Origin of the sequence: Paracoccus thiocyanatus, assembly GCF_900156255.1 — a bacterium.
GTDB lineage: Bacteria > Pseudomonadota > Alphaproteobacteria > Rhodobacterales > Rhodobacteraceae > Paracoccus > Paracoccus thiocyanatus.
In genome coordinates, this window is the sequence record NZ_FTMK01000003.1 from 178,231 (window position 1) to 203,282 (window position 25,052).

25 protein-coding genes are annotated in these 25,052 nt (G+C 68.0%); 23 read left to right on the plus strand and 2 right to left on the minus strand.

The window, feature by feature from the left end; translation table 11 throughout:
* Positions 1-13: 13 nt before the first annotated feature.
* The 23 genes from F3H32_RS03720 to F3H32_RS03830 all read left to right on the plus strand — a co-directional run bounded on the left by F3H32_RS03720 (position 14) and on the right by F3H32_RS03830 (position 23,923).
* Positions 14-880 carry a branched-chain amino acid ABC transporter permease gene (locus tag F3H32_RS03720; RefSeq protein ID WP_149764513.1) on the plus strand — a complete coding sequence of 289 codons (867 nt, stop codon included), beginning with the start codon at positions 14-16 and terminating at the stop codon, positions 878-880.
* Complete coding sequence (locus tag F3H32_RS03725) at positions 877-1,920, plus strand: branched-chain amino acid ABC transporter permease (protein WP_115754331.1); 1,044 nt, start codon at positions 877-879, stop codon at positions 1,918-1,920. The genes F3H32_RS03720 and F3H32_RS03725 overlap by 4 nt, the downstream gene beginning before the upstream one ends.
* Positions 1,920-2,681, plus strand: a complete 762-nt coding sequence (locus tag F3H32_RS03730; RefSeq protein ID WP_149764515.1) for an ABC transporter ATP-binding protein — start codon at positions 1,920-1,922, stop codon at positions 2,679-2,681. The genes F3H32_RS03725 and F3H32_RS03730 overlap by 1 nt, the downstream gene beginning before the upstream one ends.
* Positions 2,668-3,360: an ABC transporter ATP-binding protein gene (locus F3H32_RS03735; protein WP_149764517.1), complete on the plus strand. Its 693-nt coding sequence runs from the start codon at positions 2,668-2,670 to the stop codon at positions 3,358-3,360. Before F3H32_RS03730 ends, F3H32_RS03735 begins: the two co-directional genes overlap by 14 nt.
* Before the next feature lie 31 nt (positions 3,361-3,391).
* Positions 3,392-4,528: a CaiB/BaiF CoA transferase family protein gene (locus F3H32_RS03740; protein WP_149764519.1), complete on the plus strand. Its 1,137-nt coding sequence runs from the start codon at positions 3,392-3,394 to the stop codon at positions 4,526-4,528.
* Positions 4,525-5,319 carry an enoyl-CoA hydratase/isomerase family protein gene (locus F3H32_RS03745; RefSeq protein ID WP_149764521.1) on the plus strand — a complete coding sequence of 265 codons (795 nt, stop codon included), beginning with the start codon at positions 4,525-4,527 and terminating at the stop codon, positions 5,317-5,319. Before F3H32_RS03740 ends, F3H32_RS03745 begins: the two co-directional genes overlap by 4 nt.
* A gap of 1 nt (position 5,320) precedes the next feature.
* Positions 5,321-6,244, plus strand: a complete 924-nt coding sequence (locus F3H32_RS03750) for a hydroxymethylglutaryl-CoA lyase (protein ID WP_149764523.1) — start codon at positions 5,321-5,323, stop codon at positions 6,242-6,244.
* A 13-nt stretch (positions 6,245-6,257) separates the two neighbouring features.
* A complete protein-coding gene (locus tag F3H32_RS03755; RefSeq protein ID WP_149764525.1) occupies positions 6,258-7,436 on the plus strand; it encodes an acyl-CoA dehydrogenase family protein in 1,179 nt (392 codons plus the stop codon).
* A gap of 8 nt (positions 7,437-7,444) precedes the next feature.
* Positions 7,445-8,800: an MmgE/PrpD family protein gene (locus F3H32_RS03760; protein ID WP_149764527.1), complete on the plus strand. Its 1,356-nt coding sequence runs from the start codon at positions 7,445-7,447 to the stop codon at positions 8,798-8,800.
* A 38-nt stretch (positions 8,801-8,838) separates the two neighbouring features.
* Positions 8,839-9,753: an MBL fold metallo-hydrolase gene (locus tag F3H32_RS03765; protein ID WP_223191333.1), complete on the plus strand. Its 915-nt coding sequence runs from the start codon at positions 8,839-8,841 to the stop codon at positions 9,751-9,753.
* Positions 9,754-9,771: 18 nt separating this feature from the next.
* Positions 9,772-10,803 carry a LacI family DNA-binding transcriptional regulator gene (locus tag F3H32_RS03770; protein WP_149764529.1) on the plus strand — a complete coding sequence of 344 codons (1,032 nt, stop codon included), beginning with the start codon at positions 9,772-9,774 and terminating at the stop codon, positions 10,801-10,803.
* Positions 10,804-10,950: 147 nt separating this feature from the next.
* Positions 10,951-12,141 carry an NADH:flavin oxidoreductase/NADH oxidase gene (locus F3H32_RS03775; protein ID WP_149764531.1) on the plus strand — a complete coding sequence of 397 codons (1,191 nt, stop codon included), beginning with the start codon at positions 10,951-10,953 and terminating at the stop codon, positions 12,139-12,141.
* Position 12,142: 1 nt separating this feature from the next.
* Positions 12,143-12,904 carry an aspartate/glutamate racemase family protein gene (locus tag F3H32_RS03780; protein ID WP_188128577.1) on the plus strand — a complete coding sequence of 254 codons (762 nt, stop codon included), beginning with the start codon at positions 12,143-12,145 and terminating at the stop codon, positions 12,902-12,904.
* 30 nt (positions 12,905-12,934) lie between these two features.
* On the plus strand, positions 12,935-14,305 hold the full coding sequence (locus F3H32_RS03785; protein WP_149764535.1) for an MmgE/PrpD family protein: 1,371 nt from the start codon (positions 12,935-12,937) through the stop codon (positions 14,303-14,305).
* Positions 14,302-15,498 (plus strand): NADH:flavin oxidoreductase/NADH oxidase, encoded by a 1,197-nt coding sequence (locus tag F3H32_RS03790; RefSeq protein WP_223191334.1) that lies wholly within the window; start codon positions 14,302-14,304, stop codon positions 15,496-15,498. Before F3H32_RS03785 ends, F3H32_RS03790 begins: the two co-directional genes overlap by 4 nt.
* Entirely contained in the window at positions 15,498-17,048 is a 1,551-nt protein-coding gene (locus tag F3H32_RS03795; RefSeq protein WP_149764537.1) for a class I adenylate-forming enzyme family protein, read from the plus strand. The genes F3H32_RS03790 and F3H32_RS03795 overlap by 1 nt, the downstream gene beginning before the upstream one ends.
* On the plus strand, positions 17,045-17,989 hold the full coding sequence (locus tag F3H32_RS03800) for an MBL fold metallo-hydrolase (RefSeq protein WP_149764539.1): 945 nt from the start codon (positions 17,045-17,047) through the stop codon (positions 17,987-17,989). The genes F3H32_RS03795 and F3H32_RS03800 overlap by 4 nt, the downstream gene beginning before the upstream one ends.
* On the plus strand, positions 17,986-18,969 hold the full coding sequence (locus tag F3H32_RS03805; protein WP_188128578.1) for an NAD(P)H-quinone oxidoreductase: 984 nt from the start codon (positions 17,986-17,988) through the stop codon (positions 18,967-18,969). Before F3H32_RS03800 ends, F3H32_RS03805 begins: the two co-directional genes overlap by 4 nt.
* Positions 18,970-18,994: 25 nt before the next feature.
* On the plus strand, positions 18,995-19,993 hold the full coding sequence (gene araD1, locus F3H32_RS03810; RefSeq protein ID WP_149764543.1) for an AraD1 family protein: 999 nt from the start codon (positions 18,995-18,997) through the stop codon (positions 19,991-19,993).
* Between the two features lie 61 nt (positions 19,994-20,054).
* A complete protein-coding gene (locus F3H32_RS03815; RefSeq protein WP_149764545.1) occupies positions 20,055-21,191 on the plus strand; it encodes a fumarylacetoacetate hydrolase family protein in 1,137 nt (378 codons plus the stop codon).
* Positions 21,192-21,201: 10 nt separating this feature from the next.
* Complete coding sequence (locus tag F3H32_RS03820; RefSeq protein WP_149764547.1) at positions 21,202-22,722, plus strand: aldehyde dehydrogenase (NADP(+)); 1,521 nt, start codon at positions 21,202-21,204, stop codon at positions 22,720-22,722.
* 339 nt (positions 22,723-23,061) lie between these two features.
* Positions 23,062-23,304 carry a YdcH family protein gene (locus F3H32_RS03825; RefSeq protein WP_149764549.1) on the plus strand — a complete coding sequence of 81 codons (243 nt, stop codon included), beginning with the start codon at positions 23,062-23,064 and terminating at the stop codon, positions 23,302-23,304.
* Positions 23,305-23,476: 172 nt separating this feature from the next.
* Positions 23,477-23,923, plus strand: coding sequence for an Hsp20 family protein (locus F3H32_RS03830; protein ID WP_115754348.1), 447 nt, complete (start codon positions 23,477-23,479; stop codon positions 23,921-23,923).
* Positions 23,924-24,107: 184 nt separating this feature from the next.
* Here the strand turns inward: F3H32_RS03830 and recR are convergent, their stop codons facing one another.
* Both recR and F3H32_RS03840 read right to left on the minus strand, forming a co-directional pair.
* Positions 24,108-24,707, minus strand: coding sequence for a recombination mediator RecR (gene recR, locus F3H32_RS03835; protein ID WP_115754349.1), 600 nt, complete (start codon positions 24,705-24,707; stop codon positions 24,108-24,110).
* Positions 24,708-25,052 carry a YbaB/EbfC family nucleoid-associated protein gene (locus F3H32_RS03840; RefSeq protein WP_115754350.1) on the minus strand — a complete coding sequence of 115 codons (345 nt, stop codon included), beginning with the start codon at positions 25,050-25,052 and terminating at the stop codon, positions 24,708-24,710. It lies immediately after the preceding gene.

The window sequence follows — 25,052 nt, forward strand, 5'->3', positions numbered from 1 at the left end:
CCGGGGAGGAACCATGGAAGGCTTCATTGCAACGGGGCTGATCGGCATCAGCCTGGGGTCTCAATATACCCTGCTCGCGCTTGGGTTCACGCTGATCTTCGGCATCCTGGGCGTGGTGAATTTCGCGCATGGCGGCTTTTACGTAATGGGCGGCTATGTCGCCTATTACTGCACCGCCATGCTGGGCCTGCCCTATCCGGTCGCGCTGGTGATCGCGGTGGGCAGCACCGCGGCGCTGGGATGGCTGTTCGAGGTGCTGATCCTGGAACGGGTGATCGAGGATCACCAGGCCACCTTGATGGTCACGATGGGGTTCTACCTTGTCATGGCGACGGCGATCCTGGTCATCTTCGGGGCTGAATCGCCGGAATTCTCGTTCCCTCTTTCGGGGGTCTGGCGGGCGGGCGGGATCTATTTCCCCTATGCGAACATGGTGGTCCTTGGGGTCTGCCTCGCTGCAATCGCCTTGGTTTACTGGCTGGTCTATCGCACGAATGTCGGCCGCGCCATGCGCGCCATGGCCGAGGATCGTGCGGTGGCGGGCGCGCTGGGGATGCGGACGAAAGTCCTGTTTCCCCTGGCCTTCGCCCTGGCGACCGGCCTTGCCGGGCTGACCGGGGCGCTGGTGACGCCGATCCTGGCGCTGGCGCCGCATGTCGGCGACCCGGTCCTGGCGTTTTCATTCCTGACCGTGATCCTGGGCGGGCTGGGCAGCGTGACGGGCGCCACCGTCGCCGCCTTCATCGTCGGGCTGGTCGAGGCTTACGCCGCCGTCTACCTGGGCGGCTCCAAGGGCGCGCTGACGCTGTTCGTCCTGGTGCTGATCATCCTGGTGATCCGGCCGCAGGGCCTGCTGGGCAAGGAGGTTCGCCGGGCATGACCACCGCCACAGCAACAGTTTCCGGCTATCTGAAGCAGAAAGCCCCGTTTTTCAGCGGCCATGAATGGATCACGCTCGGGATCGTTCTTCTGGCCTTTGCCATCCCGACCCTGACCGCCAATCCGCAATTCCTGTCGCAGGCCAACCTGATCCTGATCGCGGCCACGGCGGCGCTTGGCGTCTATATCATGCTGCGGCTGGACCTGATGAGCTTTGCCGTCCCCTCTTTCATGGCGATCGGCGGCTATACCGTGGCCGTGCTGTCGCTGCGGCTTGGGGTGACGGATGTGATCGTGCTGGGGCTTGCGGCTTTCCTGGTGCCGGCGCTTTGCGCCATTCCGCTGGGCTGGCTGATCCTGCGGCTCAAGGGCGTCTATTTCGTGCTCGTGACCTTCGTGCTGACCGAGATCGTCCAGCTTCTGCTGTTCGAGGCAGCGCCGCTGACCGGGGGATCGAACGGCCTGGTGGGCATGCCGGCCGTCCGCTTCTTCGGCATCGAGCTGTGGGACAATTCCCATGTGCTGCTGACCACCACCGGGCTGGCCTTTGCGGGCTTTCTGATCACCGCGATCTTCACGCGGCGCTTTCGCTACGAATTCGCCGCCATCGAAAAGAACGACGTGCTTGCCGAAAGCCTGGGGCTGGCCTGCTGGAAATACAAGGCCATGGCTTTCGCGGTCGCCGCGGGTGTTTCGGGCCTTGCCGGCTTTGCGCTGGTCAACATGCTGATGACGGCGCATCCGACCTCTTTCGCGCCGATGTCCTCGGTCAATTACATCACCTATACGATCGTGGGCGGCAAAGGCTCGATCCTGGGCACGCTGGTCGGGGCGATCCTGTTGGTCTCGGCCACGGATTACTTCGCGCTGCGCGGCGAGCTGTCGCCGGGGCTGTTCGGCCTGCTCATCATCGTCGTGACCCTGCTGGCGCGGGGCGGCGTGATCGGCACCGTGACGACGCTGGTCCGGTCCTGGCGCGGCAAGGGGATGCGACCTCTGGCCGATGGTGCGGCCCGCAAGGCCCCGAAAGGGGGTGCCTGATGAACGCGGCTGCCGAAATCCAGGGCGAGGCGCTTTATGCCGAGCGGATGTCCAAGGCCTTTGGCGGGCTGAAGGTCTTTCACGACGTCAGCTTCACCCTGCCGCCGGGCGGACTTCTGGGGGTGATCGGGCCGAACGGCGCCGGCAAGACGACGATGATCAACATCATCTCGGGCCGCCTGGCCCCCAGTTCGGGCCAGGTCCGCCTGGGCGACACCCGCATCGACGGGCGCCCGGTCTATGACAATGCCGGCCGCGGCCTGGTGCGCAGCTTCCAGCAGACCGCCACGTTCAGCGGCTATACGGTCAGCGACAACCTGCGTTCGGCCCTGCGCTTTGCGCGCCGCGACCTGTCGGTGCTGGAGCGGCTGGCGCCGCTTCTGGACCAGTTCGGCCTGGTCGAGAACTGGAACCGCCATGCCGAGGTGCTGCCCTACGGCCTGCAAAAGATGCTGGGCCTGACCATGGCGCTGGCGACGCAACCGCGGATCCTGCTGCTCGACGAGCCGGCGGCGGGCCTGGAGAAATCCGAGCGCAGCAATATCGACGCCTATATCGGCTTCGCGCAGCGCGAGTTCGGCTGTGGCGTGCTGCTGGTCGAACATGACATGGAACTGATCCGCCGCTTGTGCCCCGACGTCATCGTGCTGGATGGCGGCAGGCTGATCGCGACCGGCTCCCCCGGCGAGGTGCTGAACCGCAAGGATGTGATCGACGCCTATCTGGGCGGCGGAGAGGAGGACGACGATGCTGAGCATTGAGGATCTTCACGTCGCCTATGGCGGAACCAGGGCGGTCGACGGCGTCACCCTGAAGGTCGAGACCGGCCAGACCGTGCTGCTGATCGGCGCGAACGGCGCCGGCAAGTCCAGCCTGATCAATTCGGTGATCGGCCTGGTGCGCCATTCGCGCGGACGGATCCATTTCGACGGGCGCGACATTTCCGCGATGTCCAGCGATGCGCGGGCCAGGGCGGGGATCGGATATTCCCCCGAAGGCCGGCGGGTCTTTGCCGCCATGTCGGTCAAGGACAACGTGCTGGCCGGCGCCGCGCGGCTTTCGGCGCGCGAACAGGCGGCGCGCTGGGACCGGATGGTCGCAGCCTTTCGGTTCCTGGGCGAACGCCAGTCGCAGCCGGCGGGCGAACTGAGCGGGGGCCAGCAGCAACTGGTCGCCATTGCGCGCGCCATGGGCGGCGCGCCCCGGCTTTTGCTGCTTGACGAGCCATTCCTTGGCCTTGCGCCGGTCTGGATCCAGCAGATTTCGGCCGCGGTGCGGCAGATGCAGGACGAAGGGATCGCGGTGCTGATGACCGAGCAGATGGCCCGGCCGGCGCTGAAGATTGCCCATTACGGACATGTCATGCGCTCGGGGCAGATCCGCCGCTCGGGCCTGACGTCAGAGATCAGGGGGGCGGCGCTGGCAGAGGAATATCTCTGATCCCCACCCGACCCTTAAAGGAGACAATGCTTTGACAAACACCGTACCGCTTGGCGGTCTGACCATTCTGGAACTGGGCCATTCCGTGGCCGGCCCCTATGCCGGGCTTATCCTGGCGGAACTGGGGGCCAGGGTCATCAAGGTCGAAAACCCCGCGACGGGCGATTATGCCCGCGGCTGGGGCCCGCCCTTCCTGGAAGACGACGCCACCGCCTTTCACGCGCTCAACCGGGGCAAGGAAAGCGTGACGCTGGATTTTTCCGATCCTGCGCAGCTTGCGCTGCTGCGCCGGCTGATCGCGCAAGCGGATGCGGTCATCCAGAACCTTCGCCCCGGCCTGCTGGCCAAGTTCGACATCGACGTGGCCCAGTTGCGGGCCGAACATCCTGACCTGATCTGGTGCGATATCGGCGCCTTCGGCAAATCGGGGCCGCTGGCGGGCAAGCCGGGCTATGATCCGCTGGCCCAGGCTTCCTCGGGGATCATGTCGATCACTGGCGAGGCAGACCGGCCGCCGGTGCGGGTCGGGGTGTCGCTGGTCGATATGGGCTCGGGGATGTGGACGGTGATCGGCCTGCTTTCGGCGCTGGTCGAGCGGCAGAAAAGCGGGCAGGGCGCGCATGTCGCCACCTCGCTTTTCGAAACGGGGCTGGCCTGGATGACCATCCCGCTGGCCGCCCATGCCGTGTCGGGCGAGGTGCGCAAGCCGCATGGTTCGGGCCTTGCCGAGATCGTGCCCTACCAGGCTTTCGAGGCCGCCGACGGGCATGTGATGGTCGCCGCCGGCAACGACCGGCTGTTCGCCCGGCTCTGCGCGGCGATCCCCGGCCTTGCCGGCTTGGGCAAGGACGAGCGTTTCCGCCAGAACCGCGGCCGCGTGACCCTGCGCGACGAATTGATCCCGCAGATCGCCGCCGCGATCCGGCCGCTGCGCATGGCCGAGGTCGGCGCGCTGCTTGATGCCGTGCAGGTGCCCAATTGCCCGCTTTTGCGCATCGACCAGGTCTGGACCCATCCCCAGACCAAGGCGGTGGGCATCCTGACCCAGGGCGGCGATCATCGCTGGGTCGGCTTGCCGTTTTCCATCGACGACCATCGCCCCTCGTCGGGGGGCGCCGCGCCGCGGCTGGGCGCGCAGGACCAGGCCATCAGGCAGGAATTCCAATGACACCCACCTATGAAACCCTCGCGCTTGAGCGCATCGACGACCATGTCCTGCTGCTTCGGCTGAACCGGCCCCAGGCGGCCAATGCGATGAATACCCGCATGGGCGAAGAGCTGATGGACCTGTTCGAGCGCTTTCAGCTAGATGCCGAAGGGCTGCGCGCCATCGTCGTGACCGGGACCGGCGAAAAGGCATTCTGTGCCGGCGGCGACCTGAAAGAACGCAACGGCATGAGCGATGCGCAATGGCTGCGCCAGCATGCCATGTTCGAGCGCATGCTGCGCGCCATCCTGGCCTGCCCGATCCCGGTGATCGGCGCGATCAACGGCGCGGCCTATGGCGGCGGCTGCGAGATCACCGCGGCCTTCGATTTCGCCTATGCCGCGGACAATGCCCGCTTCGCGCTGACCGAGGTCACGCTGGGCATCATGCCCGGCGCTGGCGGCACCCAGAACCTGCCCCGCGCCATGGGCGAGCGGCGCGCGAAAGAGGTCATCCTGACCGGGCTGCCCTTTACCGCCGCCGAGGCCCGCGACTGGGGGCTGGTCAACCGCGTCCTGCCGCAGGCGGAACTGCTGGAGGCGGCATTGGCCACCGCGCGCCGCATCGCCGGCAATGCGCCGATTTCGGTGCGCCAGGCCAAGCAGTCGATCACCCGCGGGATGCAGATGTCGCTGGCCGACGGGCTGGCCTTCGAGATCGAGTGCTATAACCGCATGGTCAGCACCGAGGACCGGCTGGAAGGCATCCGCGCCTTCAACGAAAAGCGCAAGCCGCAATTCCGGGGGGTCTGACATGGCAGAGCGGGTTACTTTGCGCGAGGTCGGCCTGCGCGACGGCATCCAGATGGCAGCCAGCTTCCTTGCCACCGACCGCAAGCGCGAATGGGCGTTCAGGCTGCGCGATGCCGGGCTGCGCGAGATCGAACTGACCTCTTTCGTGCCGGCCAAGGTGGTGCCGCAATTCGCCGACGCGGCCGAGCTTGCACGGATCGTCCCGGAACTGGACGGGGTGGTCGCCTCGGCGCTGGTCCCGAACCTGAAGGGCGCGGAAAACGCCCTGGCGGCGGGGATCCGGCATCTCAATTTCGTCCTGTCGATTTCCGAGGCGCACAGCCTGGCCAATGTGCGGCGCACCACAGACGAGGCCATTGCCGAATTCCATCGCATCGCCGCGCTGAAGGACACGCCGGCCGGGCGCGACATGGTGCTGGGCGTCGGGCTTGCCACCAGTTTCGGCTGCACCCTTCAGGGGGCGGTCGATCCCGAGCGCGTGTTCGAAGTCGCCCGGATCGTCGCCTCGGCGGGCGCGGACGAGTTGATCGTCGCGGATACGGTCGGCTACGGCAACCCGGCCCAGGTGCATCGCATCCTGCCGCCGATCATCGACATCGCTGCCGGCCGCCGGGTGATCTGCCATTTCCACGACACGCGGGGCCTGGGCCTGGCCAATGTCGCGGCCGCGCTGGAAACCGGAGTGCGGGCGTTCGACAGTTCGCTTGCCGGCCTGGGGGGCTGTCCCTTTGCCCCCGGCGCCACCGGCAACATCAATACCGAAGACACCGCCTTCATGCTGGAAAGCATGGGCTTTTCCACCGGGATCGACATTGGCGCGCTGCTGGAACTGCGCCGCGATGTCGAAAGCTGGCTGGGCGACGAGCGCTATAGCGGCGCCATCGCCCGCGCCGGATTGCCCAAGACCTATCAGCCCGTTGAATGAAAGATCCGCAAGAATGAGCCAGGACACCGTCAGCCTCGACCTCGGCGAAGACTATCCCGAACTTCGCGATTCGATCCGCCGCATCTGCGCCCGCTATCCGCTGGACTATTGGGCCAAGCTTGAGGAGACATCGGGCTACCCTTCGGAATTCGTGGCGGAACTGACCGAAGGCGGCTTCCTTGCGGCGCTGGTCCCCGAAGAATATGGCGGCGCCGGCCTGCCCCTGCGGGCGGCGGCGGTCATCCTGGAGGAAATCAACGCCAATGGCTGCCAGGCCAGCCCCGCCCATGCGCAGATGTATATCATGGGCACCCTGCTGCGCCACGGAACCGAGGAACAGAAGCAGAAATACCTGCCCGAGATCGCCGCGGGCACGCTGCGGCTTCAGGCCTTTGGCGTGACCGAACCGACCACCGGCTCGGACACGACCCAGCTTAAGACCCGCGCGGTGCGGGATGGCGACCATTACGTGATCGACGGGCAAAAGGTCTTTACCTCGCGCGCGCTTTATTCGGACCTGATGCTTTTGCTGGCGCGCACCACGCCGCTGGACCAGGTGGCGAAAAAGACCGACGGCATCTCGGTCTTCCTGATCGACCTGCGCGAGGCGCGGGGCAACGGCATCGATATCCGCCCGATCCGGGCGCTGATGAACCACAACACCACGGAAGTCTTCATCGAGAACCTGCGCGTGCCCGCCTCGGCGCTGGTGGGCCAAGAGGGCAAGGGCTTTCGCTACATCCTTGACGGCATGAATGCGGAACGCATCCTGGTCGCGTCGGAATGCGTGGGCGACGGGCGCTATATGGTCAAGCGCGCGGTGGAATATGCCGGCGAGCGGGTGGTGTTCGGCCGGCCCATCGGCGCGAACCAGGGCGTGCAATTCCCCATCGCCCGCGCCCATGTCGAGCTTGAGGCCGCCGACCTGATGGCGCGCAAGGCGGCGGCGCTGTTCGACGGCGGCCGGCCCTGCGGCGCCGAAGCGAACATGGCCAAGCACCTGGCGGCCGAGGCGACCTGGCAGGCCGCCGATACCGCGCTGCAAACCTTTGGCGGCTTCGGCTATGCCAGCGAATACGGGATCGAGCGCAAATGGCGCGAATGCCGGATCTATCAGACCGCGCCGATCTCGACCAACCTGGTATTGGCCTATGTGGGACAGCATGTCCTTGGCCTGCCGCGATCCTATTGAGGCAGGCCATGGACAGCATCACCCTGAAGGCTGCGCAATTCGTCACCGGCTTTGACGCGGGCCAGGCGCCGGAGGCCGCCCGCCACGCCGCCCGCATCGGCTTTGTCGATTGCATCGGCTGCATGCTGGCCGGTGCGGCCGAGCCTGCCGTGGCCCTTGCATCGGTGATCGCCACGCCGATGCCGGGCAGCAACGATGCCGCGCCCGCGGTCGATGGACGATCCTATGGCGCCGGGGATGCGGCGCTGGTCAACGGCGTGGCCGGGCATGTGCTGGATTTCGACGACGTGGCGCTGGCGGGCCATCCCAGCACCGTTCTGGTGCCGGCGATCCTGGCGCTGGGCCACGAACGGCACGCGACCGGCGCCGAGGCGCTGGCCGCCTGGCTGGCCGGCTATGAGCTTTGGGCGCATCTGAGCGAGATCGAGCCCGGCCACCTGCACGACCGCGGCTTTCACCCGACGGCGGTGATGGGCACGCTGGCCTGTGCGGCGGCCGCGGCCCGGCTCTTGGGGCTGGATGTCGGACAGACCCGCCACGCCCTGGCGATCGCCGCCTCGCTTGCGGCGGGGCTGGTGGCGAATTTCGGCTCGATGACCAAGTCGCTGCATGCCGGGCGGACGGCGCAATCGGGCATCCATGCCGCGCGCCTGGCGAGCGCCGGCTATACCGGCAGCGCCGATGTGTTCGAACACCGCACCGGCTTTCTGCGCGCCTTTTCGCCATCGGGCGCGCCGGACCTGGACCCGGCCGGCTTTCGGATCGGCGAGGTGTCGCTGGCCGAAAGGTTCGGGGTCAATGTCAAGCGCTACCCGACCTGCTATGCCACCCATCGCGCGCTGGATGCGATGCTGGACCTGGTCGGGGAACACGACCTGACGCCGGAAAAGATCGCGGCGATCCATGTCCATACCGGGGCCACGCAAAAGCTGATGCTGCGCAACAGCCGGCCGCAGACCGGGCTGGCGGCCAAGTTCTCGATGGAGTTCGCCATGGCGGGGGCGGTCGTGCAGCGCCGGCTGAGCCTGGACGAGCTGACCGACGGCTTCGTGCAGCGCGCCGATGTCCAGGCGCTGCTGGAACGGGTCGAGGTCACGGCCAGCGAGGACAAGGCCGGCGGCGACCTGCCGAATGCGCCCTTCGACCTGGTCTGGGTCGACACCACCGATGGCCGCGTCCTGCGCCACGAGCCGGTCGAACATGCGCGCGGTAGCTGGCAATTGCCGCTGGAGCGGGCGGAAATCCGGGCCAAGTTCCTGGACTGCGCCAGCCGGAAACTGTCGCAGCCGCGCGCGGCGCAGCTTTTCGATACGCTTTGGGCGCTGGAAAACATCGGCGATCTGCGTGAGATAGCATTGATATGATTTCGACACCCCGGCGCATCGGGCGGCGGGGGTTTCCTTTGGGTAAAGATGTGAAGGCCAAGATGAACGACCTGCCGACAAGACAGATCCCCGGCGTCTACCATCGTCGCTTCGGCGACGTGCTGGTGACGGCCTTGTCCGACGGCTTTGTCGAGATGGGCTATGACATCTTCCGCGAGTTTTCCCGCGACGAGGTGGACCGGATGATGGCGCGCGATCACCGCATCTCGCCGCCGCGCATCTCGGTCAATTGCTTCTTGCTGCGCGGCCCGATGGGGCGGGTGCTGATCGACACCGGCTCGCAGGACAATTTCGGCCCCACGGCGGGCAAGCTGTTTGAAAACCTGGCCGCGGCGGGGATCGACCCGGCCAGCATCGAGCATGTGCTGCTGACCCATTGCCACCCGGACCATTCCGCCGGGCTGACCGACGGCCAGGACGGCCGGCGCCTGTTTCCCAATGCGCGGCTGATCGTGAACCGCAAGGAAATCGCGCATTGGTTTTCCGACGAGGAACGCGACCGCGCGGATGAGCGCAAGCGTCTGCGCTATTTCGACTGGACGCGCCAGCAGGTCGGCCCCTATCGCGACGCGGGCCTGCTGCGCGAGGCCGAGGATGGCGAAGAGGTGCTGCCGGGCATCACCCTGGTGGAATGCGCCGGCCACACGCCCGGCCATTCCACCTGGGCGATCCGCTCGCAGGGGCGGCAGATGATCGTCTGGGGCGACCTGGCCCATGTGCCCGAGGTGCAGGTGGCGCGGCCCGGCGTCTCGATGAGCTTTGATCACGACCCCGACCTGGCGGCGCAGAACCGGATCGCGCTTTTGCAGCGCATCCATGACGAGGATATGCTGGTCGCGGGGATGCATATCCATTTTCCCGGCTTCGGGTGGCTTTTGCGCGATGGCGACGGCTGGCGCGTCGCGACCGAGCAATGGGCCTTTGAGATCTGAGCGGAGCGGGAGCAGGACATGGCAAGAACCCCCACCATCCGCGAGGTCGCGAAACTGGCGAAAGTGTCGATCGGCACGGTATCGCGGGTCATAAACGAGGCTGCGGACGTGACGCCCCATATCCGCAAGGCCGTCGAAAGCGCCATCGCGGAACTGGGCTATGTGCCCAATGCCGCGGCGAAATCCATGCGCATGGGACGCAGCCGCACGGTCGGATGCATCCTGCGCGAAATCAACATCGCCCAGTTGGGCGGCTTTGTCTCGACGGCGCAGAACGCGTTCATGGAGGCGGGATACGCCCTGATGATCGCCAATTCCGAAGGGCGCCGCCCGCGCGAGATCGAGCTTTTGCGCAGCTTTTCCTCGGGTCAGGTGGATGGGGTGCTGATGGGTCCCTATACCCCCATCGAGGGCGAGTTCGAGGAGATCCTGCGCGAATTGCCGGTGCCGCTGGTCATGATCGACCGCGACCAGCCGCTGTGGTGCGACGCGGTCTATACCGACCATGAAGGCGGCACCCACCAGGCCACCAGCCACCTGCTGCGCCTTGGCCATCGCCGCATCGCCATCCTGACCGGCCCGCCCCAGTTGCATCCGGGCGGCGCCCGCGTACGCGGGTTCCTGCGCGCCCATGCCGATATGGGGGTCGAGGCGGCGCCCGAACTGATCGTGGCCGAAAGCTTCCTGCGCGATCACGCCTATCGCGCCACATCCTCGCTTCTGGGGCTGTCGAAACCGCCCACGGCGATCATCGCCGGCGGCATCGACATGCTTTCGGGCGTGCTGCGCGCCATTCGGACGCGCGGCCTGACCATTCCCGACGATATTTCCGTGGTCGGCTCGGGTCGGAACGACCTGAGCGACCTGCACCAGCCCCCCATCGGGGTCGTAAGCTGGGATCAGAACGAAGTGGGGGCAACGGCGGCGTCGCTGCTGCTTGACCTTATCACCCACGGCAAGAGGGAGGAACCGCGCCGTGTCATCATACCGACAAGTTTCAATCCCCAGGGCTCTTGCATGCCCCCGCGCCAGGCGGAAAGCCGGGACTGAACGACCCGCCGGCGGTTCCTGAACCCCGGCGCAAGCCGAGATCTGCACAAGCCGAACGCCTTGCGGGCGCGCGGAACCGGACGGCGCCTTGCCGCCCGGAACGGATGACTGCGTTTGCGTGACGCAGCACTGAATGGAGAGAATGCAATGGCCAGCGAAGTCAGACTTTTCACCCCTTTCACCCTGCGCGGCGTGACGCTGAAGAATCGCGTCGTCATCTCGCCCATGGGCACCTATTGCGCCGAGAACGGCCGGCTCCAGCCCTTTCACCACACGCATTATCCGGGCTTTGCCATGGGCGGCGCGGGGCTGGTCATGGTCGAGCAGACTTCGATCACCCGGCGCGGCCGGATCACCAACGGCGATCTGGGCATGTGGGAGGACGGGCAGATCGAGGGGATGCGCGCCCTGGCCAGCCATGTAAAGGCCTATGGCGCCAAGATCGGCATCCAGTTGAACCACGGCGGCCGCAAAAGCGCGATGCAGCGGGCATTCCGCGGCAACGGCCCGCTGACCGAACGCGACCTGGCGGCGGGCGAAGAGATCTGGACCCCCATGGCGCCCTCGGCCCTGCCCTTGGGCGAGGGCTGGCAGATGCCCGAGGAAATCACCCCGGCGCAGCTTGACGGGCTGCGCGACGCCTGGGTGGCGGCGGCACGGCGGGCGGTGCTGGCCGGGTTCGACCTGATCGAAATCCACATGGCGCATGGCTATCTGCTTCAGAACTTCCTGTCGCCCTTGGCCAATCAGCGCCAGGACGACTATGGCGGCAGCCTGGAAAACCGGATGCGCTTTCCGCTGGAGGTGGTCCGCGCCGTGCGCGAGGTGGTGCCGCATTCCATGCCGCTTTTCGCCCGCATCTCGGCGACCGACTGGATCGAGGGCGGCTGGACCATCGACGACAGCGTCGTGCTGTCGCAGGCGCTGCAAAAGGCCGGGATCGACCTGGTCGATTGCTCGTCGGGCGGCAACCTGCGCACGGGGGCGACCAATTCCAGCCTGGGCCGCGGGCCGGGCTATCAGGTGCCCTTTGCCGACCGCATCCGCGCCGAGGTGGGCGTGGCCACCGCCGCGGTCGGCATGATCCGCACCCCGGAATTTGCCGAGCGGATCTTGCAGGCCGGCCAGGCGGACCTGATCTGCATCGCCCGCCAGGCGCTGTTCGACCCGTTCTGGGCGCATCACGCCGCCGAGGCGCTGGGCGTCAACCGGGGCTTTGCCGACTGGACCCCGCAATATGGCTGGTGGCTGGAGAAATGGGCCAAGGCGCTGGCCGCCAATGGCGAAACGCCGATGGGGCCCGAGGTGTTTCCCCAGGCGGCAAAGGCGGATGCGTGACATGCCCATCCGCATCTGGCACCAATCCGTCAACGAACTGACCCGCATCGCGGCCTATAAGCAGGGCATCGAGGACCATGCCGCCCGCTTTCTGGGCGACGAGGCCCAGGTTCACGTCCACGGCCTTGCCGAGGGCACCTATGGCGAACTCAGCCCCAGCGATGCGCTGGGCAACGCGCATCTTTACCACCGCGTCCTGGGCCCCATCGTCGAACAGGCCGTCGAGGCCGAGCGCCAGGGCTATGACGCCTTTGTCATGGGGTCCTTCAGCGAACCCTATCTGCGCGAGATGCGCACGGCGGTCGATATCCCCGTGGTCTCGCTGACCGAGGCGGCGCTGCTGACCGGCTGCGCGCTTGGCACAAGGATCGGGCTGATCTCGAACGCGCCCAACGTCGCCTACATGACCCGGCTTTCGGTGGCCAAGCATCACCTTGAGGCGCGGGTCAGCGCCGTCACCTCGCTGGTGCCGGGCATGGACGAATACGCGCTGATCGCGGCGCGCGACGAGCCCGCGGCGCTGATCGAGGCCTTTACCCGCACCGCCCGCGACCTGATCGCCGACGGCGCCGAGGTGATCGTGCCGGCCGAAGGCGTCATGGCCGAGATCCTGGCCGCCCGCGGCCTGACCCGGATCGACCATGCGGTCGTCCTGGATGTCTTTGCCGCCGCCTGGGTGCAGGCGCTGGGGCTGGTGCGGCTGCGGCGCGGGCTTTCCATCACCATCAGCCGCGCCTGGGCCTATGGCCGGGGCGGCAACTGAGAACCGAACACCGGGAGGAGGAACCCGAACATGGCATCTGCCGGAAAGATGATTGGCGACTATCTGGGGGATTTCGGTGGGCGCGAGATCGCGCCGCCGGTCCGCGACAAGGCGCTGATGTGCCTGCTGGATACGCTTGGCCTTGCGATCTCGGCCCGCGGCGAGCCGACGGCGCGGGCGGCCCTGGCCCTGTCCGGGCCGCTGCCCGAAGACAGTCCCGGCAGCGCCGCCGCCTGGATTTCGGGCGCGCGGCTTTCGCCGTCCGAGGCGGCTTTCACCAATGGCGTCGCCGCGCATGCCCATTTCCAGGACGATACCGACATGCCGTCCTGGACCCATCCCGGCTCGCTGGTGCCGCCCGCGGTGCTGGCCCTGGCCGAGCGCGAGGGCGCCAGCCTGGAAACCGCCTTGCGCGGCATCGTCGCCGGCTACAGCGTCATCAACTGGCTGGGCCGCGACGAGGTGGTGGCGCGCCGGCTGATCGCCCGCGGCTTTCGCACCAGCCCCAGTTTCGGGACCATAGCCGCGGCCGCCGGGGCGGCGGTGGTGCTGGGGCTTGACCCGGCGCAGGCGGCCTCGGCGGTTTCCATCGCCGCCTCGACCACCGGCGGCACGCTGGAGCCGGTGCGGGCGGGCGCCGACGAATGGCGCGTCCAGAACGGCCGGGCCGCCCAGGGCGGGCTGATCGCGGCGCTCTTGGCGCAGGCCGGCGTGCAGGGCGCCCCCCAGGCGCTGGACGGGCCCAAGGGCTTTCTGGCCACGCTGGCCGGGATGGATACCCGCCCCGATGTCTGGGAAAGCCCGCCCGATCCCGCCATCATGCTGGAAATCCTGTGCAAGCCCTATGCCACGCTGGGCGACAACATGCCGGCGGCCATGGCGGCGCAGAAGCATTTCCAGGATGGCGTCGATCCACAGATGATCGAGGCGGTCGAGGTCACGCTGTGGAAGCCCTTCACCGAATATCCCGGCACCAATTACAAGGGCCCGTTCGAGCGGCTGGTGCAATGCCAGGCCAGCACCGCCTTTGCGGTCGCGACCATGCTGACTCAGGGCGACATCACCTATGAGATGGGCAACAGCCTGCGCGCCGATCCGGCGATCCTGAACCTCGTCTCGCGCACCACCGTCATCCCTGACGACCCGATAGGCCCGCTGGATGCCAAGGTGGTGCTGGCGATGAAGGATGGCAGCCGCCGCCAAGCGGTGACGGCGGATGTCCCGCGCGAGCTGATCCTTCTGACCCGTGAACGCGCGCTTGCGGTCTTTGACGCGCGGCTTGCGGCGGCGGGGGCACGGCCGGGCGCGGCCAGGGCGCTTGGCGAGACGTTGTTTGCCGGCGGCGGTGCCGAGGTGCCGGCGGCCCAGGCGCTGGCCGGGATCCGGGGGCTTTGGGCATGAACATGGTCCCCCGGTCCGAGATGCCGCTGCTGTTCCGCCCCTGGACGGTGCGCGGCGTGACCTTGAAGAACCGCATCGTCGTCTCGCCCATGGGCACCTATAGCGCCGAGGACGGCCGGCTGACGCCGTTCCAGTTCGCGCATTACCAGCGCATGGCGATGGGCGGCGCCGGCCTGGTCATCATGGAGCAGACCTTCGTCACGCGGGCGGGGCGGGTCTCGAACGGCGATCCGGGGCTTTGGGCCGACAGCCATATCGAGCCGATGGCGCGGCTGGTCAGCGAGATGAAGCGCTATGGCGCGAAAACCGCCATCCAGATCAGCCATGGCGGCCGCAAGGGCGGCCAGCAGCGCGCGCATGAGGGCAACGGCCCGATCGGCGAGCGCGATCTGGCCGCCGGAAGCGAGCGGCTATTCCCGATGGGTCCCTCGGCCCTGCCGCTGGCCGAAGGCTGGCTGATGCCCGTCGCGATGACCGAGGCGCAGATCGAGGGGGTGATCGACGCCTTTGTCGCCGGGGCGCGCCGCGCCATCCTGGCCGGCTTCGACCTGCTGGAGCTGCATCTGGCGCATGGCTACCTGTTGCAAAGCTTCCTGTCGCCGCTGGCCAACCAGCGCCAGGATCGCTGGGGCGGCAGCCTGGAAAACCGCATGCGCCTGCCGCTGGCGGTGGTGCGGGCGCTGCGCGGGGTCATGCCGGATTCGATGCCGCTTATCGCCCGGCTTTCGGTGACGGACTGGATCGACGGCGGCTGGACCGAGGACGACAGCATCGTGCTGGCGCGCGAATTGCGGGCGGCGGGGGTGGACCTGATCGACTGTTCCTCGGGCGGGAACATGCGGGCGGGGGCCACCAATTCCAACCTTGCGCGCGGACCGGGCTATCAGGTGGCGCTGTCCGACCGGCTGCGGCGCGAAACCGGGATGCCGACCGCGGCGGTCGGGATGATCCGCAGCGCCGGCCATGCCGAGCGGTTGCTGCAAGAGGGCAGGGCGGACCTGATCTGCATCGGTCGCCAGATGCTGTTCAACCCGTTCTGGGTGCGCCACGCCGCCTGGCAGATGGGCGTCGATCCCGGCTTTGCCGATTGGCCCGAACCCTATGGCTGGTGGCTGGACAAATGGGCGCGCTCGCTTGCCGCGGCCGGAGAGGATCCGCTGGGCCCCGAGCGTTTCCCGCCGGAGGAGTCGTGATGATGAACTGGGGCGAGGAATTCGCGCCTTTGCGGCAACGCCATGGCGAACGCATCGGCATCGTCGACGATGAAGGCCAGCACCGCATCGCCGAGGTGCTGGACCGGGCGGCCGGCATCGCGGACGAACTGCGCCGCCAGGGGCTGGGACCGGGCGATTTCGTCGCGACGGTGTTTCACAACTCGGCCCTGGCCGCCGCCGCCAGCTATGGGGTCGCATTGGCGGGCATCACCGAAGTGCCCGCCAATCCCGCGCTAAGCGAGGCGGAACTGGCGCATGTGCTGGCTTGCAGCACGGCGCGCCTTGCGCTGGTGGACGGGTCGGACCAAAGCTTGCCCGCCATGTCGGTGCGGCTGCTGGACGTGCGCGCCATCGCGCCGCGGCCCCTGACCGCGCGGGGCTGGCCGGATGTCGCGCCGGACGCGCCGTCGCGGATCGTCTTCACCAGCGGCACCACCGGCCCCGCCAAGGGGGCGATCCACAGCCATCGCGGACGCTGGACCGGCGCCTTGATGCTGCGCGCGGCGCTGCCGCTGCTGCCGGACGGCGCGAACCGCATCCTGCTGATGACGCCGTTTTCGCATGGCAGTTCGCTGCTGACCTTTGCCTTCCTGGCCCACGGGGCCAGCGTGCATCTGCTGCGCGGCGTCGATCCCGAAACGGTGCTGCCGCTGCTCGCCTCGGGGTCGATTACCGAGATTTTTGCGCCGCCCACCGTGCTGGCAAAGCTGACCGCCGCCGCCGCCGGGCCGGACCATGCCGGGCGGCGCTGGCCCCTGCGCACCATCCTGACCGGCACGGCGCCGCTGACGCCGCTGATCTATCGGCGCGCGGTCGAATGCTTTGGCCCGATCATCCGCGTCACCTATGGCAAAAGCGAGATCTTCAACCCGATCACCGTCCTTGATCCGGCCGAGACCGCCGAGGTCTATGCCGAGGGCCAGGCGGCGGGTGAGGGGCTTTGCGTCGGCTGGCCGGCCAGCGGGGTGCGCATCGCCATCCGCGACGAGACGGGGCGCGCCCTGCCGCCGGGTGAAACCGGCCGCATCCACCTGCTCAGCCCGCATCTGTCGCAGGGCTACATGACGCTTGACGGCCCGCGCATGCTGGCGCCGGGCGAATATCACGATACCGGCGATCTTGGCCGCATCGACGCGCGCGGGCGGCTGTTCCTGGTCTCGCGCCAGTCGGACATGATGAAGACCGGCGGCTACAAGGTCTCGCCCGACGAGGTCGAGCGCGCGCTGGCCCCGCATCTGCCGGAAAGCGAGCTGATCGTGCTGGGCTATCCTTCGGATTACTGGGGCGAAATCGTCACGCTGGTGGCCGCAAGCCCGCCAGCGGACTGGCTGGACCGGCTGGAACCGGCGTTGAGGGAGCTGACCGGCTACAAGCGGCCGCGGCTTTTCGTCGCGATGGGGGAATTGCCGCGCAACAGCATCGGCAAGATCGCCCGCGCCCAGCTTCGCCGCTGGATCGGCGCGCATTACGATCTGGTGGAACAGCCGCGGCCGCAACTGCGTCCCCGCCATGCCGGAGCCGAGCAATGACCGGGTTCGAGCAGGTCCCCGCCGTCTATCACCGCCTGGTCGGCGATTGCCTCGTGACCACGATCTGCGACGGCTACATGGCCTATGACACGCTGGAAATCATGCGCGACGCCGATCACGCCAAGCTGCGCCGCTTCCTTGAGGCCGAGACCCGCGTCTGCCCGCCGGTTGTCTCGATCAACACCTTCCTGATCCGCGACGGGGCGCGGGTCATCCTGGTCGATTGCGGCTCGGGCGCGATCATGGGGCCGACCTGCGGCCTGCTGCCGGAACTGATGGCGCATCTGGGCCTGGCCCCTGGGGCGGTCACGGATATCCTGCTGACGCATGTTCATCCCGATCATTCCTGCGGGCTGACCGATCCCGAAAGCGGGCGCAAGCTTTTTCCGAATGCGCGCCTGCACCTGCACCAGGCCGAGATCGACCACTGGTTCGACGATGCGGCGCGGGCCCGCGCCACCGAACGGCAGAAGCGGGTCTATTTCGACGCGGCGCGCGTCCAGCTTGAGCCCTGGCTTGCCGACGGTTCGGCCCGGCCTTTCACGGCCGAGCATGAAGTGCTGGCCGGGATCACCGCCTTGCCCTCGACCGGGCATACGCCGGGGCATTGCTGCTATGTCCTGCGCTCGCGGGGCGAGGCGATGATCGTCTGGGGCGATACCGTCCATATCCCCGAGGTCCAGTTGGGCGATCCCGATGTCGGGATGATCTTCGACAGCGACAGCCCCGCGGCGGCGCGGTCCCGGCGGCGGATCTTGCAGCTTTGCGTCGACCAGGACCTGCTGGTCGCGGGAATGCATATCCATTTTCCCGGCTTTGCCCGGATCCGCAAAGGCCATGAGGGTGCGTTCCGCTTTGTCCAGGAACAATGGTTCCACGCGCCCAATCACGGGCACGACCCCGCGATCTGGCAACCGCCCCGCGCGAAGGAGGAAGAATGACCACGATGCAGATCTGCCACGCGCCCCAGCCGGGCGGCCCGGACGCCCTGCGCTTTCTGGCGGTGCCGCGCCCGGAACCCGGCCCCGGCCAGGTGCTGATCCGGGTCGGCGCGGTGGGCGTGAACCGGCTTGATGCGATGCAGCGCGCCGGGAACTATCCGCTGCCGCCCGGCGTCAACCCGGTCCTGGGGGTCGAGGTCGGCGGCGAGGTGGTCGCGACCGGCCCCGAGGTCCATGGGATCGCCGTGGGCATGCGGGTCGCGGCGCTGCTCGAAGGCGGCGGCTATGCCGAATTCGCCTGCGCCGACCACCGCCATGTCGCCCCGGTGCCGCAGGACTGGGACGACATCCGCGCCGCCGCGGTCATCGAGACCTTCTGCACCGCCCATGAAACCCTGTTCGAACTTTCGCGCCTGGCCCCCGGCGAGCGGGTGCTGATCCATGCCGGCGGCTCGGCCGTCGGCAGCACCGCGATCCGCATGGCCCAGGCGGTCGGGGCCGAGATCGCCACCACCACCGGCCGCGAGGACAAGGCCGATCGGTTGCGGGCGATGGGCGTGCCGCATGTGCTGAACTATCGCCAGGGCGATTTCGCGGCCGCCCTGCGCGAGATCTGGCCCGAAGGGCTGGACGTGGTCGAGGATTTCGTCGGCCCGGCCAATCTGGCGCGCCATATCGACCTGCTGCGCTGGCGCGGGCGGATCGCCCTTGTCGGATTGCTGAGCCAGGGCATGGCCGAATTCGACGTCGCCAAGGTGCTGACCCGGATGATCCAGTTGCGGGGCTTTACCCTGCGGCCGCATTCGGCGGCGGAAAAGGCGGCGGTGGTGGCGCGGTTCCGCCAGCGCTGGCTGCCCGAGCTTGCCGCCGGCCGCATCGCCCCGGACATCCATGCCGTGCTGCCCTTTGGCGATGCCGTCCAGGCGCACCGCATCCTCGAAGCTGCCGACAATTTCGGCAAGATCATCCTGCGGATGTAATCCACCGATAGGAAAGGCCACCACGATGCTGCTGTCACAGATAAGATCCGCCGATGGAGCCGTCCGGGTCCTGGCGCGCGAAGAGGGCGAGCCCGCCCGCGAACTGCCCCAGGCCGAAAGCCTTTATGCCCTTGCCATGCAGGCCATCGTCCAGGACATCCCGCTGGCCGGGCTGATCGCCGGCCTGGCCAGGGGCGCGGCCCACGATCTCCAGGAGCTTGCGCGCGCCGGCCGCTACCTGCCGCCGCTGACCCATCCCGATCCGGCGCATCTGCATCTGACCGGCACCGGGCTGACCCATCTGGGCTCGGCCGCGACCCGCGCCGCGATGCATGGCAAGATGCAGGACGAAACGGAGTTGACCGATTCCATGCGCATGTTCCGCATGGGGCTTGAAGGCGGCAAGCCGGCTGCCGGAGAGGTGGGGGCGCAGCCCGAATGGTTCTACAAGGGCAACGGCCATAACCTGGTGGCGCCGGGTGCCGCGCTGGTGGCGCCCGCCTTCGGCGAGGATCTGGGCGAAGAGCCGGAAATCGCCGGCATCTACCTGATCGGCCCGGACCGCCGGCCCTGGCGGCTGGGATTTGCGCTGGCCAACGAATTTTCGGATCACGTGACCGAAAGGGTGAACTACCTGTGGCTGGCCCATTCCAAGCTGCGCCCGGCCAGTTTCGGCCCCGAAATCCGGCTGGGCGAATGCCCGGCGGATGTGCGCGGCACCAGCAGGATCTGGCGCGACGACCGGCCGGTCTGGGAAAAGCCGTTCCTGACCGGCGAGGCCAATATGTCCCACAGCCTGGCCAATCTGGAACATCACCATTTCAAATATGACCTGTTCCGCCAGCCGGGCGACGTGCATGTGCATTTCTTCGGCACCGCCACGCTTTCCTTTGCCGACGGGATCAAGGTGGCGCCGGGCGATGTCTTTGAAATCTCGGCCCCCGGCTTCGGCCTGGCCCTGCGCAACGGCGTGGCCAAAGCCCCGGCGGCCGGGCCGGCCCAGATCGCGCCAAGAGCCCTGTGAAACCGCGGCCCGCATGACGCCCGTGCCGGTCCAGATTTTCTTCAGCGAAGATGGGGATGAAATGATCGACGACCTTTCCGGGCTATGGCTTGGACGCGTCTGGCTGCCCGAGGCGGGCGGCCCGGCGGTGGTGACGCTGCGCGGGGGCGAGGTGATCGACATCACCGCCAAAGGCGCGGCGACCGTCTCGGATATTTGCGAAATGGACGATCCGGCCGCATTCGTCCGCGCGGCCCCAGGGCGGGCGCTTGGCGATCATGCCGAGATCGGCAGCGCGGCGGTGGGCGACCTTTCCGTCACGCATTTTCTGGCGCCCTGCGACCTTCAGGCCATCAAGGCGTGCGGCGTCACCTTCGCCCGTTCGATGGTCGAGCGGGTGATCGAGGAAAAGGCCGGCGGCGATCCCGCCCGCGCCGCCCAGATCCGCACCCGCATCGGCCGGGTGATCGGCGACAGCCTGCGCAATCTGCAAGCTGGCTCGGACCAGGCGATGCGCGTCAAGCAGGCCCTGATCGCCGAAGGCATGTGGTCGCAATACCTGGAAGTGGGCATCGGCCCCGATGCCGAGGTGTTTTCCAAGGCGCAGGTCCTGTCCTCGGTCGGCACGGGGGCCGAGATCGGCCTGCATCCGGTCTCGACCTGGAACAATCCCGAACCCGAGATCGTGCTGGCGGTGTCGTCCAGCGGCCGCATCGTCGGCGCCACGCTGGGCAATGACGTGAACCTGCGCGATGTCGAGGGGCGCTCGGCCCTGCTGCTGTCCAAGGCCAAGGACAACAACGCCTCCTCGGCCATCGGGCCGATGATCCGGCTGTTCGATGCCGGCTATGCGCTGGACGACATCCGCCGGGCGGAACTGGCGCTGAAGGTCGAGGGAGAGGACGGCTTTGTCCTGAACGGGCATTCTTCCATGTCGCAGATCAGCCGCGACCCCCAGGAACTGGTCCGCCAGACCGTCGGGCGCCACCATCAATATCCCGATGGCTTCATGCTTTACCTGGGCACGCTGTTCGCCCCGACCGAAGACCGCGACGTCAAGGGCGAGGGCTTTACCCACAAGATCGGCGATGTCGTCACCATCTCGGCCCCCGGCCTTGGCGCGCTGCGCAACACCGTGCGGCTTTCGACCCAATGCGCGCCCTGGACCTATGGCGTCTCGGCGCTGATGAGGAACCTGGCCGGCCGCGGCCTGATCTAAGGAAAGACCCATGACCCATACGCTTGAACTGCATGGCCGCCATATCATCGCCGGCCGCCGGGTTGGCGGGGAACGGACCTTCCGGTCCGTGCCCGCCACCGGCCCGGCGCGCGACTTTTGCGCCGGAACCCCGGAACTGGTGGCCGAGGCCTGCGCGGCCGCCGCGGCCGGTTTTGCGGCCTATGCCGCCACCAGCCGCGACGCGCGTGCCGCCTTCCTCGAAGCCATTGCCGAGGAAATCGAGGCCCGCGGCCACCAGATCACCGAGATCGGGACCCAGGAAACCGGCCTGCCCGCCGGCCGGCTGGAGGGCGAGCGCGGCCGCACCACCGGCCAGCTACGCCTCTTTGCCGATCATATCCGCCAGGGCGGCTATCTCGACCGCCGGCATGACCCCGCCCTGCCGGACCGCAAGCCTGCGCCGCGGCCCGAGCTTTTCATCATGCAGCGCCCGGTCGGACCCGTGGCGGTGTTCGGGGCCTCGAACTTTCCGCTCGCCTTTTCGGTTGCGGGGGGCGATACGGCGGCGGCGCTGGCGGCGGGCTGCCCGGTCGTGGTCAAGGGCCATTCCGCCCATCCCGGCACCGGCGAGGTGGTGGGCGAGGCGATCCTGGCCGCCATCGCCCGCAGCGGCATGCCCGCCGGCGTCTTCAGCCTGATCCAGGGCGGCAACCGCCAGGTGGGCGAGGCTTTGGTCACGCATCCGGCCATCAAGGCGGTGGGCTTTACCGGCTCGCTGGCGGGCGGACGGGCGCTTTTCGACCTCTGCGCCGCCCGGCCCGAGCCGATTCCGTTCTTCGGCGAACTGGGCAGCGTGAACCCCGTCTTCGTCCTGCCGCAGGCGGCCCGGACGCGCGCCGGCTCCATCGCCCGCGACTGGGCGGATTCGCTTGCGCTGGGGGCGGGGCAGTTCTGCACCAATCCGGGCGTGGTGGTGCTGCCGCAGGAAAGTGCCGAGACCTTCGCCCGCGCAGCCCAGGCCGCGCTGGCCAAAGTCGCGCCGCAGGTCATGCTGACGGATGGCATTGCCCAAGCCTATCGCGGGGGTGCGGCAAGGTTCACCGCCAACAACAAGGTGGAAACCCTGCTGGCCGGCCAGGACGAAGGGCGCAAGGCCGCGCCGAACCTGTTTCGCGTTACCGCCGCGGATTGGCTGGCCGACGAGGATCTGTCGCAAGAGGTCTTCGGTCCCCTGGGGGTGCTGGTCACGGTCTCGGACGAGGACGAGATGCTGGCCGTGGCGTCGGCGCTGCATGGCCAACTGACCTGCACCCTTCAGCTTGACGACGGCGATCTGGCGCTTGGGCGCAGGCTGCTGCCGCTTCTGGCCGACAAGGCGGGCCGGGTGCTGGCCAACGGTTTTCCCACGGGGGTCGAGGTCGCCGATGCGATGGTCCATGGCGGGCCCTATCCGGCATCGACCAATTTCGGTGCAACCTCGGTCGGCACGCTGTCGATCCGCCGCTTTCTGCGCCCGGTCTGCTACCAGAACCTGCCGGCCGGCCTGTTGCCGGCGGATCTGGCCGGCTAATGCGCTTACGCCGAATGCCGGCGGCCGATGCTGGGGACGGGGCGTCCGGTCAAGGGCGCATGTCCCCTTCGCGCCTTGCGGCCGGCGTGGACCGGCTGTGGTGAATTGCCGCATCCCTTCGCAAGGTGCCGGCCCAGGGGCGGCCCCTGCACAGGCCGGGCCGGACCAGCAACGGCCGGGACGGGCGGGGTGATTGGCCGCGGGGGGCATGCCGGCCGCGCCCGGCTGGGCGGGGGGGCATGTCCCTGGGCGCGGCGCTGGCCCTGCGGTTGCGATGTTGCCAGTCCGCCCAACCGCGTCTATCCAGCAGGCTGGTAGAGTTGTTGCGGAGTAGACGATATGGCGGCACCCCACGCGATCCACGAGGAATTTCCCCAGGACACGGCGCTGATCCACGAGTTGAAGGTTTCGAACACGCGTTTTGCGCGCCTGCTTGAAGAATATGACGCGGTGAACGACGAGGTCGCGGCGGCGGAAAGCCGCCATGTCCCGATGTCGCAAGAGGCCGAAACCGACCTGCGCAAGAAGCGCGCCGCGCTGAAGGACGAGATCGCCCGCATGCTGGGCGCGGCGCAAAGCTGAACGCGGGCCGCGCAGGGCCAGGGCGGCAACGCCGCCCGGCCCCCTTTGCAAGCCTTGAAACACGCCCGCCGCATTCCCATCTTTGCGCAGTCGGAAGGCCCTTGCGGCGCCGACGGACCTGCCCGCCCGAACGGGGGGCAAGCCTTTGTATCGCTTGAGAAAGGATGCGAAAATGCGCAACTTTGACCTGACCCCGCTTTACCGCGCCTCGGTCGGCTTCGACCGGATGGCCGATGTCATGGACCGGGCGCTTTCGGCCGATATCGCCACCTACCCACCCTATAACATCGAGAAGACCGGCGAGAATGCCTATCGCATCTCGATCGCCGTCGCCGGCTTTTCCGCCGACGAACTGAGCGTCGAGGTCAAGGACGGCGCCGTCATCGTCTCGGGCAAGAAGGCCGCCGAGGACGAAGGGCGCAGCTACCTGCACCGCGGCATCGCCACCCGCGCCTTTGAGCGCCGCTTCACCCTGGCCGATCACGTCCGGGTGCAGGGCGCCAGCCACGAGGACGGCATGCTGAACATCGACCTGGTGCGCGAGATCCCCGAGGCGCTGAAGCCGCGCCGGATCGAGATCGCCAAGCCCGCCAAGGCGGTGGAAAAGCTGGACGCCTGAGCTTCGGCTAACGGACGCGGGGGCGCTGCCCCCGCACCCCGGAGTATTTGCAAAACGGTGAAAGCCAAGGGGCCCGGTTTCGGAGCCCCTTTCGTCATGCGCAGCATGGGTCCGTTTCCCGCGTCTTTCTCCGTTTCAAAAATACTCCGGGGTCCGGGGCAGAGCCCCGGCCCTGCGGGCGCCGCTAGAACTTGCGGCGGGCGCGCAGCGCGGCGGTGATGGTGCCGTCGTCCAGATAATCCAGTTCGCCCCCGATCGGCACGCCCTGGGCAAGGCCGGTCACGGCAACGCCGGTGGGCGCCAGGGCTTCGGCGATGTAATGCGCGGTGGTCTGGCCCTCGACCGTGGCGGAAAGGGCCAGGATGACTTCGGCGATGTTTTCTTCGGCGATGCGGGCCAGAAGCTGCGGGATGCGCAGGTCTTCGGGGCCGATCTCGTCCAGGGCCGAAAGGCTGCCGCCCAGCACGTGATAGCGGCCGTGAAAGGCGCGGCCGCGTTCCAGCGCCCAAAGATCGGCCACGTCGGTCACGACGCAGATCTCGCCGGTGGCGCGGCCGGGGTCCTGGCAGATCGGGCAGATATCGGCCGGCGTGACATTGCCGCAGACCAGGCATTCGCGGGCGTTTTCCGCGACGGTGGCCATCAGCCCGGCCAGCTGGGCCATCTGCCCGGCGCGCTTGCGGATCAGATGCAGCACGATGCGCCGCGCCGAGCGGGGGCCAAGCCCCGGCAGGCGCGCCATGGTGGCGATCAGCGTCTCGATCTCGTCGCCGGATGCGGCCATTCAGAACGGCATCTTCATGTCGCCCGGCAGGCCCAGTTCGCGGGTCAGGCGGGCCATTTCCTCGGCCGCCTTGTCCTGCGCGCGGCGCTGCGCGTCCTTGATCGCGGCCAGGATCAGGTCCTCGACCACCTCCTTGTCTTCAGAGCGGAAGATCGAGGGGTCGATATCCAGCGCCGTCAGCTCTCCCTTGGCCGTGGCGGTAGCCTTGACCAGGCCCGCCCCCGACTCGCCGGTGACGGTCAGGCGAGCCAGCCCCTCCTGCATCTCGGCCATCTTGGTCTGCATCGCTTCGGCGGCTTCCATCATCTTCGACAGATCGCCCATGTCGCCAAGCCCCTTGAACAT

Coding starts and splice junctions, on each gene's coding strand:
- F3H32_RS03720 (WP_149764513.1), top strand. CDS start 14: ATGGAAGGCTTCATTGCAACGGGGCTGATCGGCATCAGCCTGGGGTCT.
- F3H32_RS03725 (WP_115754331.1), top strand. CDS start 877: ATGACCACCGCCACAGCAACAGTTTCCGGCTATCTGAAGCAGAAAGCC.
- F3H32_RS03730 (WP_149764515.1), top strand. CDS start 1,920: ATGAACGCGGCTGCCGAAATCCAGGGCGAGGCGCTTTATGCCGAGCGG.
- F3H32_RS03735 (WP_149764517.1), top strand. CDS start 2,668: ATGCTGAGCATTGAGGATCTTCACGTCGCCTATGGCGGAACCAGGGCG.
- F3H32_RS03745 (WP_149764521.1), top strand. CDS start 4,525: ATGACACCCACCTATGAAACCCTCGCGCTTGAGCGCATCGACGACCAT.
- F3H32_RS03750 (WP_149764523.1), top strand. CDS start 5,321: ATGGCAGAGCGGGTTACTTTGCGCGAGGTCGGCCTGCGCGACGGCATC.
- F3H32_RS03755 (WP_149764525.1), top strand. CDS start 6,258: ATGAGCCAGGACACCGTCAGCCTCGACCTCGGCGAAGACTATCCCGAA.
- F3H32_RS03760 (WP_149764527.1), top strand. CDS start 7,445: ATGGACAGCATCACCCTGAAGGCTGCGCAATTCGTCACCGGCTTTGAC.
- F3H32_RS03770 (WP_149764529.1), top strand. CDS start 9,772: ATGGCAAGAACCCCCACCATCCGCGAGGTCGCGAAACTGGCGAAAGTG.
- F3H32_RS03775 (WP_149764531.1), top strand. CDS start 10,951: ATGGCCAGCGAAGTCAGACTTTTCACCCCTTTCACCCTGCGCGGCGTG.
- F3H32_RS03780 (WP_188128577.1), top strand. CDS start 12,143: ATGCCCATCCGCATCTGGCACCAATCCGTCAACGAACTGACCCGCATC.
- F3H32_RS03785 (WP_149764535.1), top strand. CDS start 12,935: ATGGCATCTGCCGGAAAGATGATTGGCGACTATCTGGGGGATTTCGGT.
- F3H32_RS03790 (WP_223191334.1), top strand. CDS start 14,302: ATGAACATGGTCCCCCGGTCCGAGATGCCGCTGCTGTTCCGCCCCTGG.
- F3H32_RS03795 (WP_149764537.1), top strand. CDS start 15,498: ATGATGAACTGGGGCGAGGAATTCGCGCCTTTGCGGCAACGCCATGGC.
- F3H32_RS03800 (WP_149764539.1), top strand. CDS start 17,045: ATGACCGGGTTCGAGCAGGTCCCCGCCGTCTATCACCGCCTGGTCGGC.
- F3H32_RS03805 (WP_188128578.1), top strand. CDS start 17,986: ATGACCACGATGCAGATCTGCCACGCGCCCCAGCCGGGCGGCCCGGAC.
- araD1 (WP_149764543.1), top strand. CDS start 18,995: ATGCTGCTGTCACAGATAAGATCCGCCGATGGAGCCGTCCGGGTCCTG.
- F3H32_RS03815 (WP_149764545.1), top strand. CDS start 20,055: ATGATCGACGACCTTTCCGGGCTATGGCTTGGACGCGTCTGGCTGCCC.
- F3H32_RS03820 (WP_149764547.1), top strand. CDS start 21,202: ATGACCCATACGCTTGAACTGCATGGCCGCCATATCATCGCCGGCCGC.
- F3H32_RS03825 (WP_149764549.1), top strand. CDS start 23,062: ATGGCGGCACCCCACGCGATCCACGAGGAATTTCCCCAGGACACGGCG.
- F3H32_RS03830 (WP_115754348.1), top strand. CDS start 23,477: ATGCGCAACTTTGACCTGACCCCGCTTTACCGCGCCTCGGTCGGCTTC.
- recR (WP_115754349.1), bottom strand. CDS start 24,707: ATGGCCGCATCCGGCGACGAGATCGAGACGCTGATCGCCACCATGGCG.
- F3H32_RS03840 (WP_115754350.1), bottom strand. CDS start 25,052: ATGTTCAAGGGGCTTGGCGACATGGGCGATCTGTCGAAGATGATGGAA.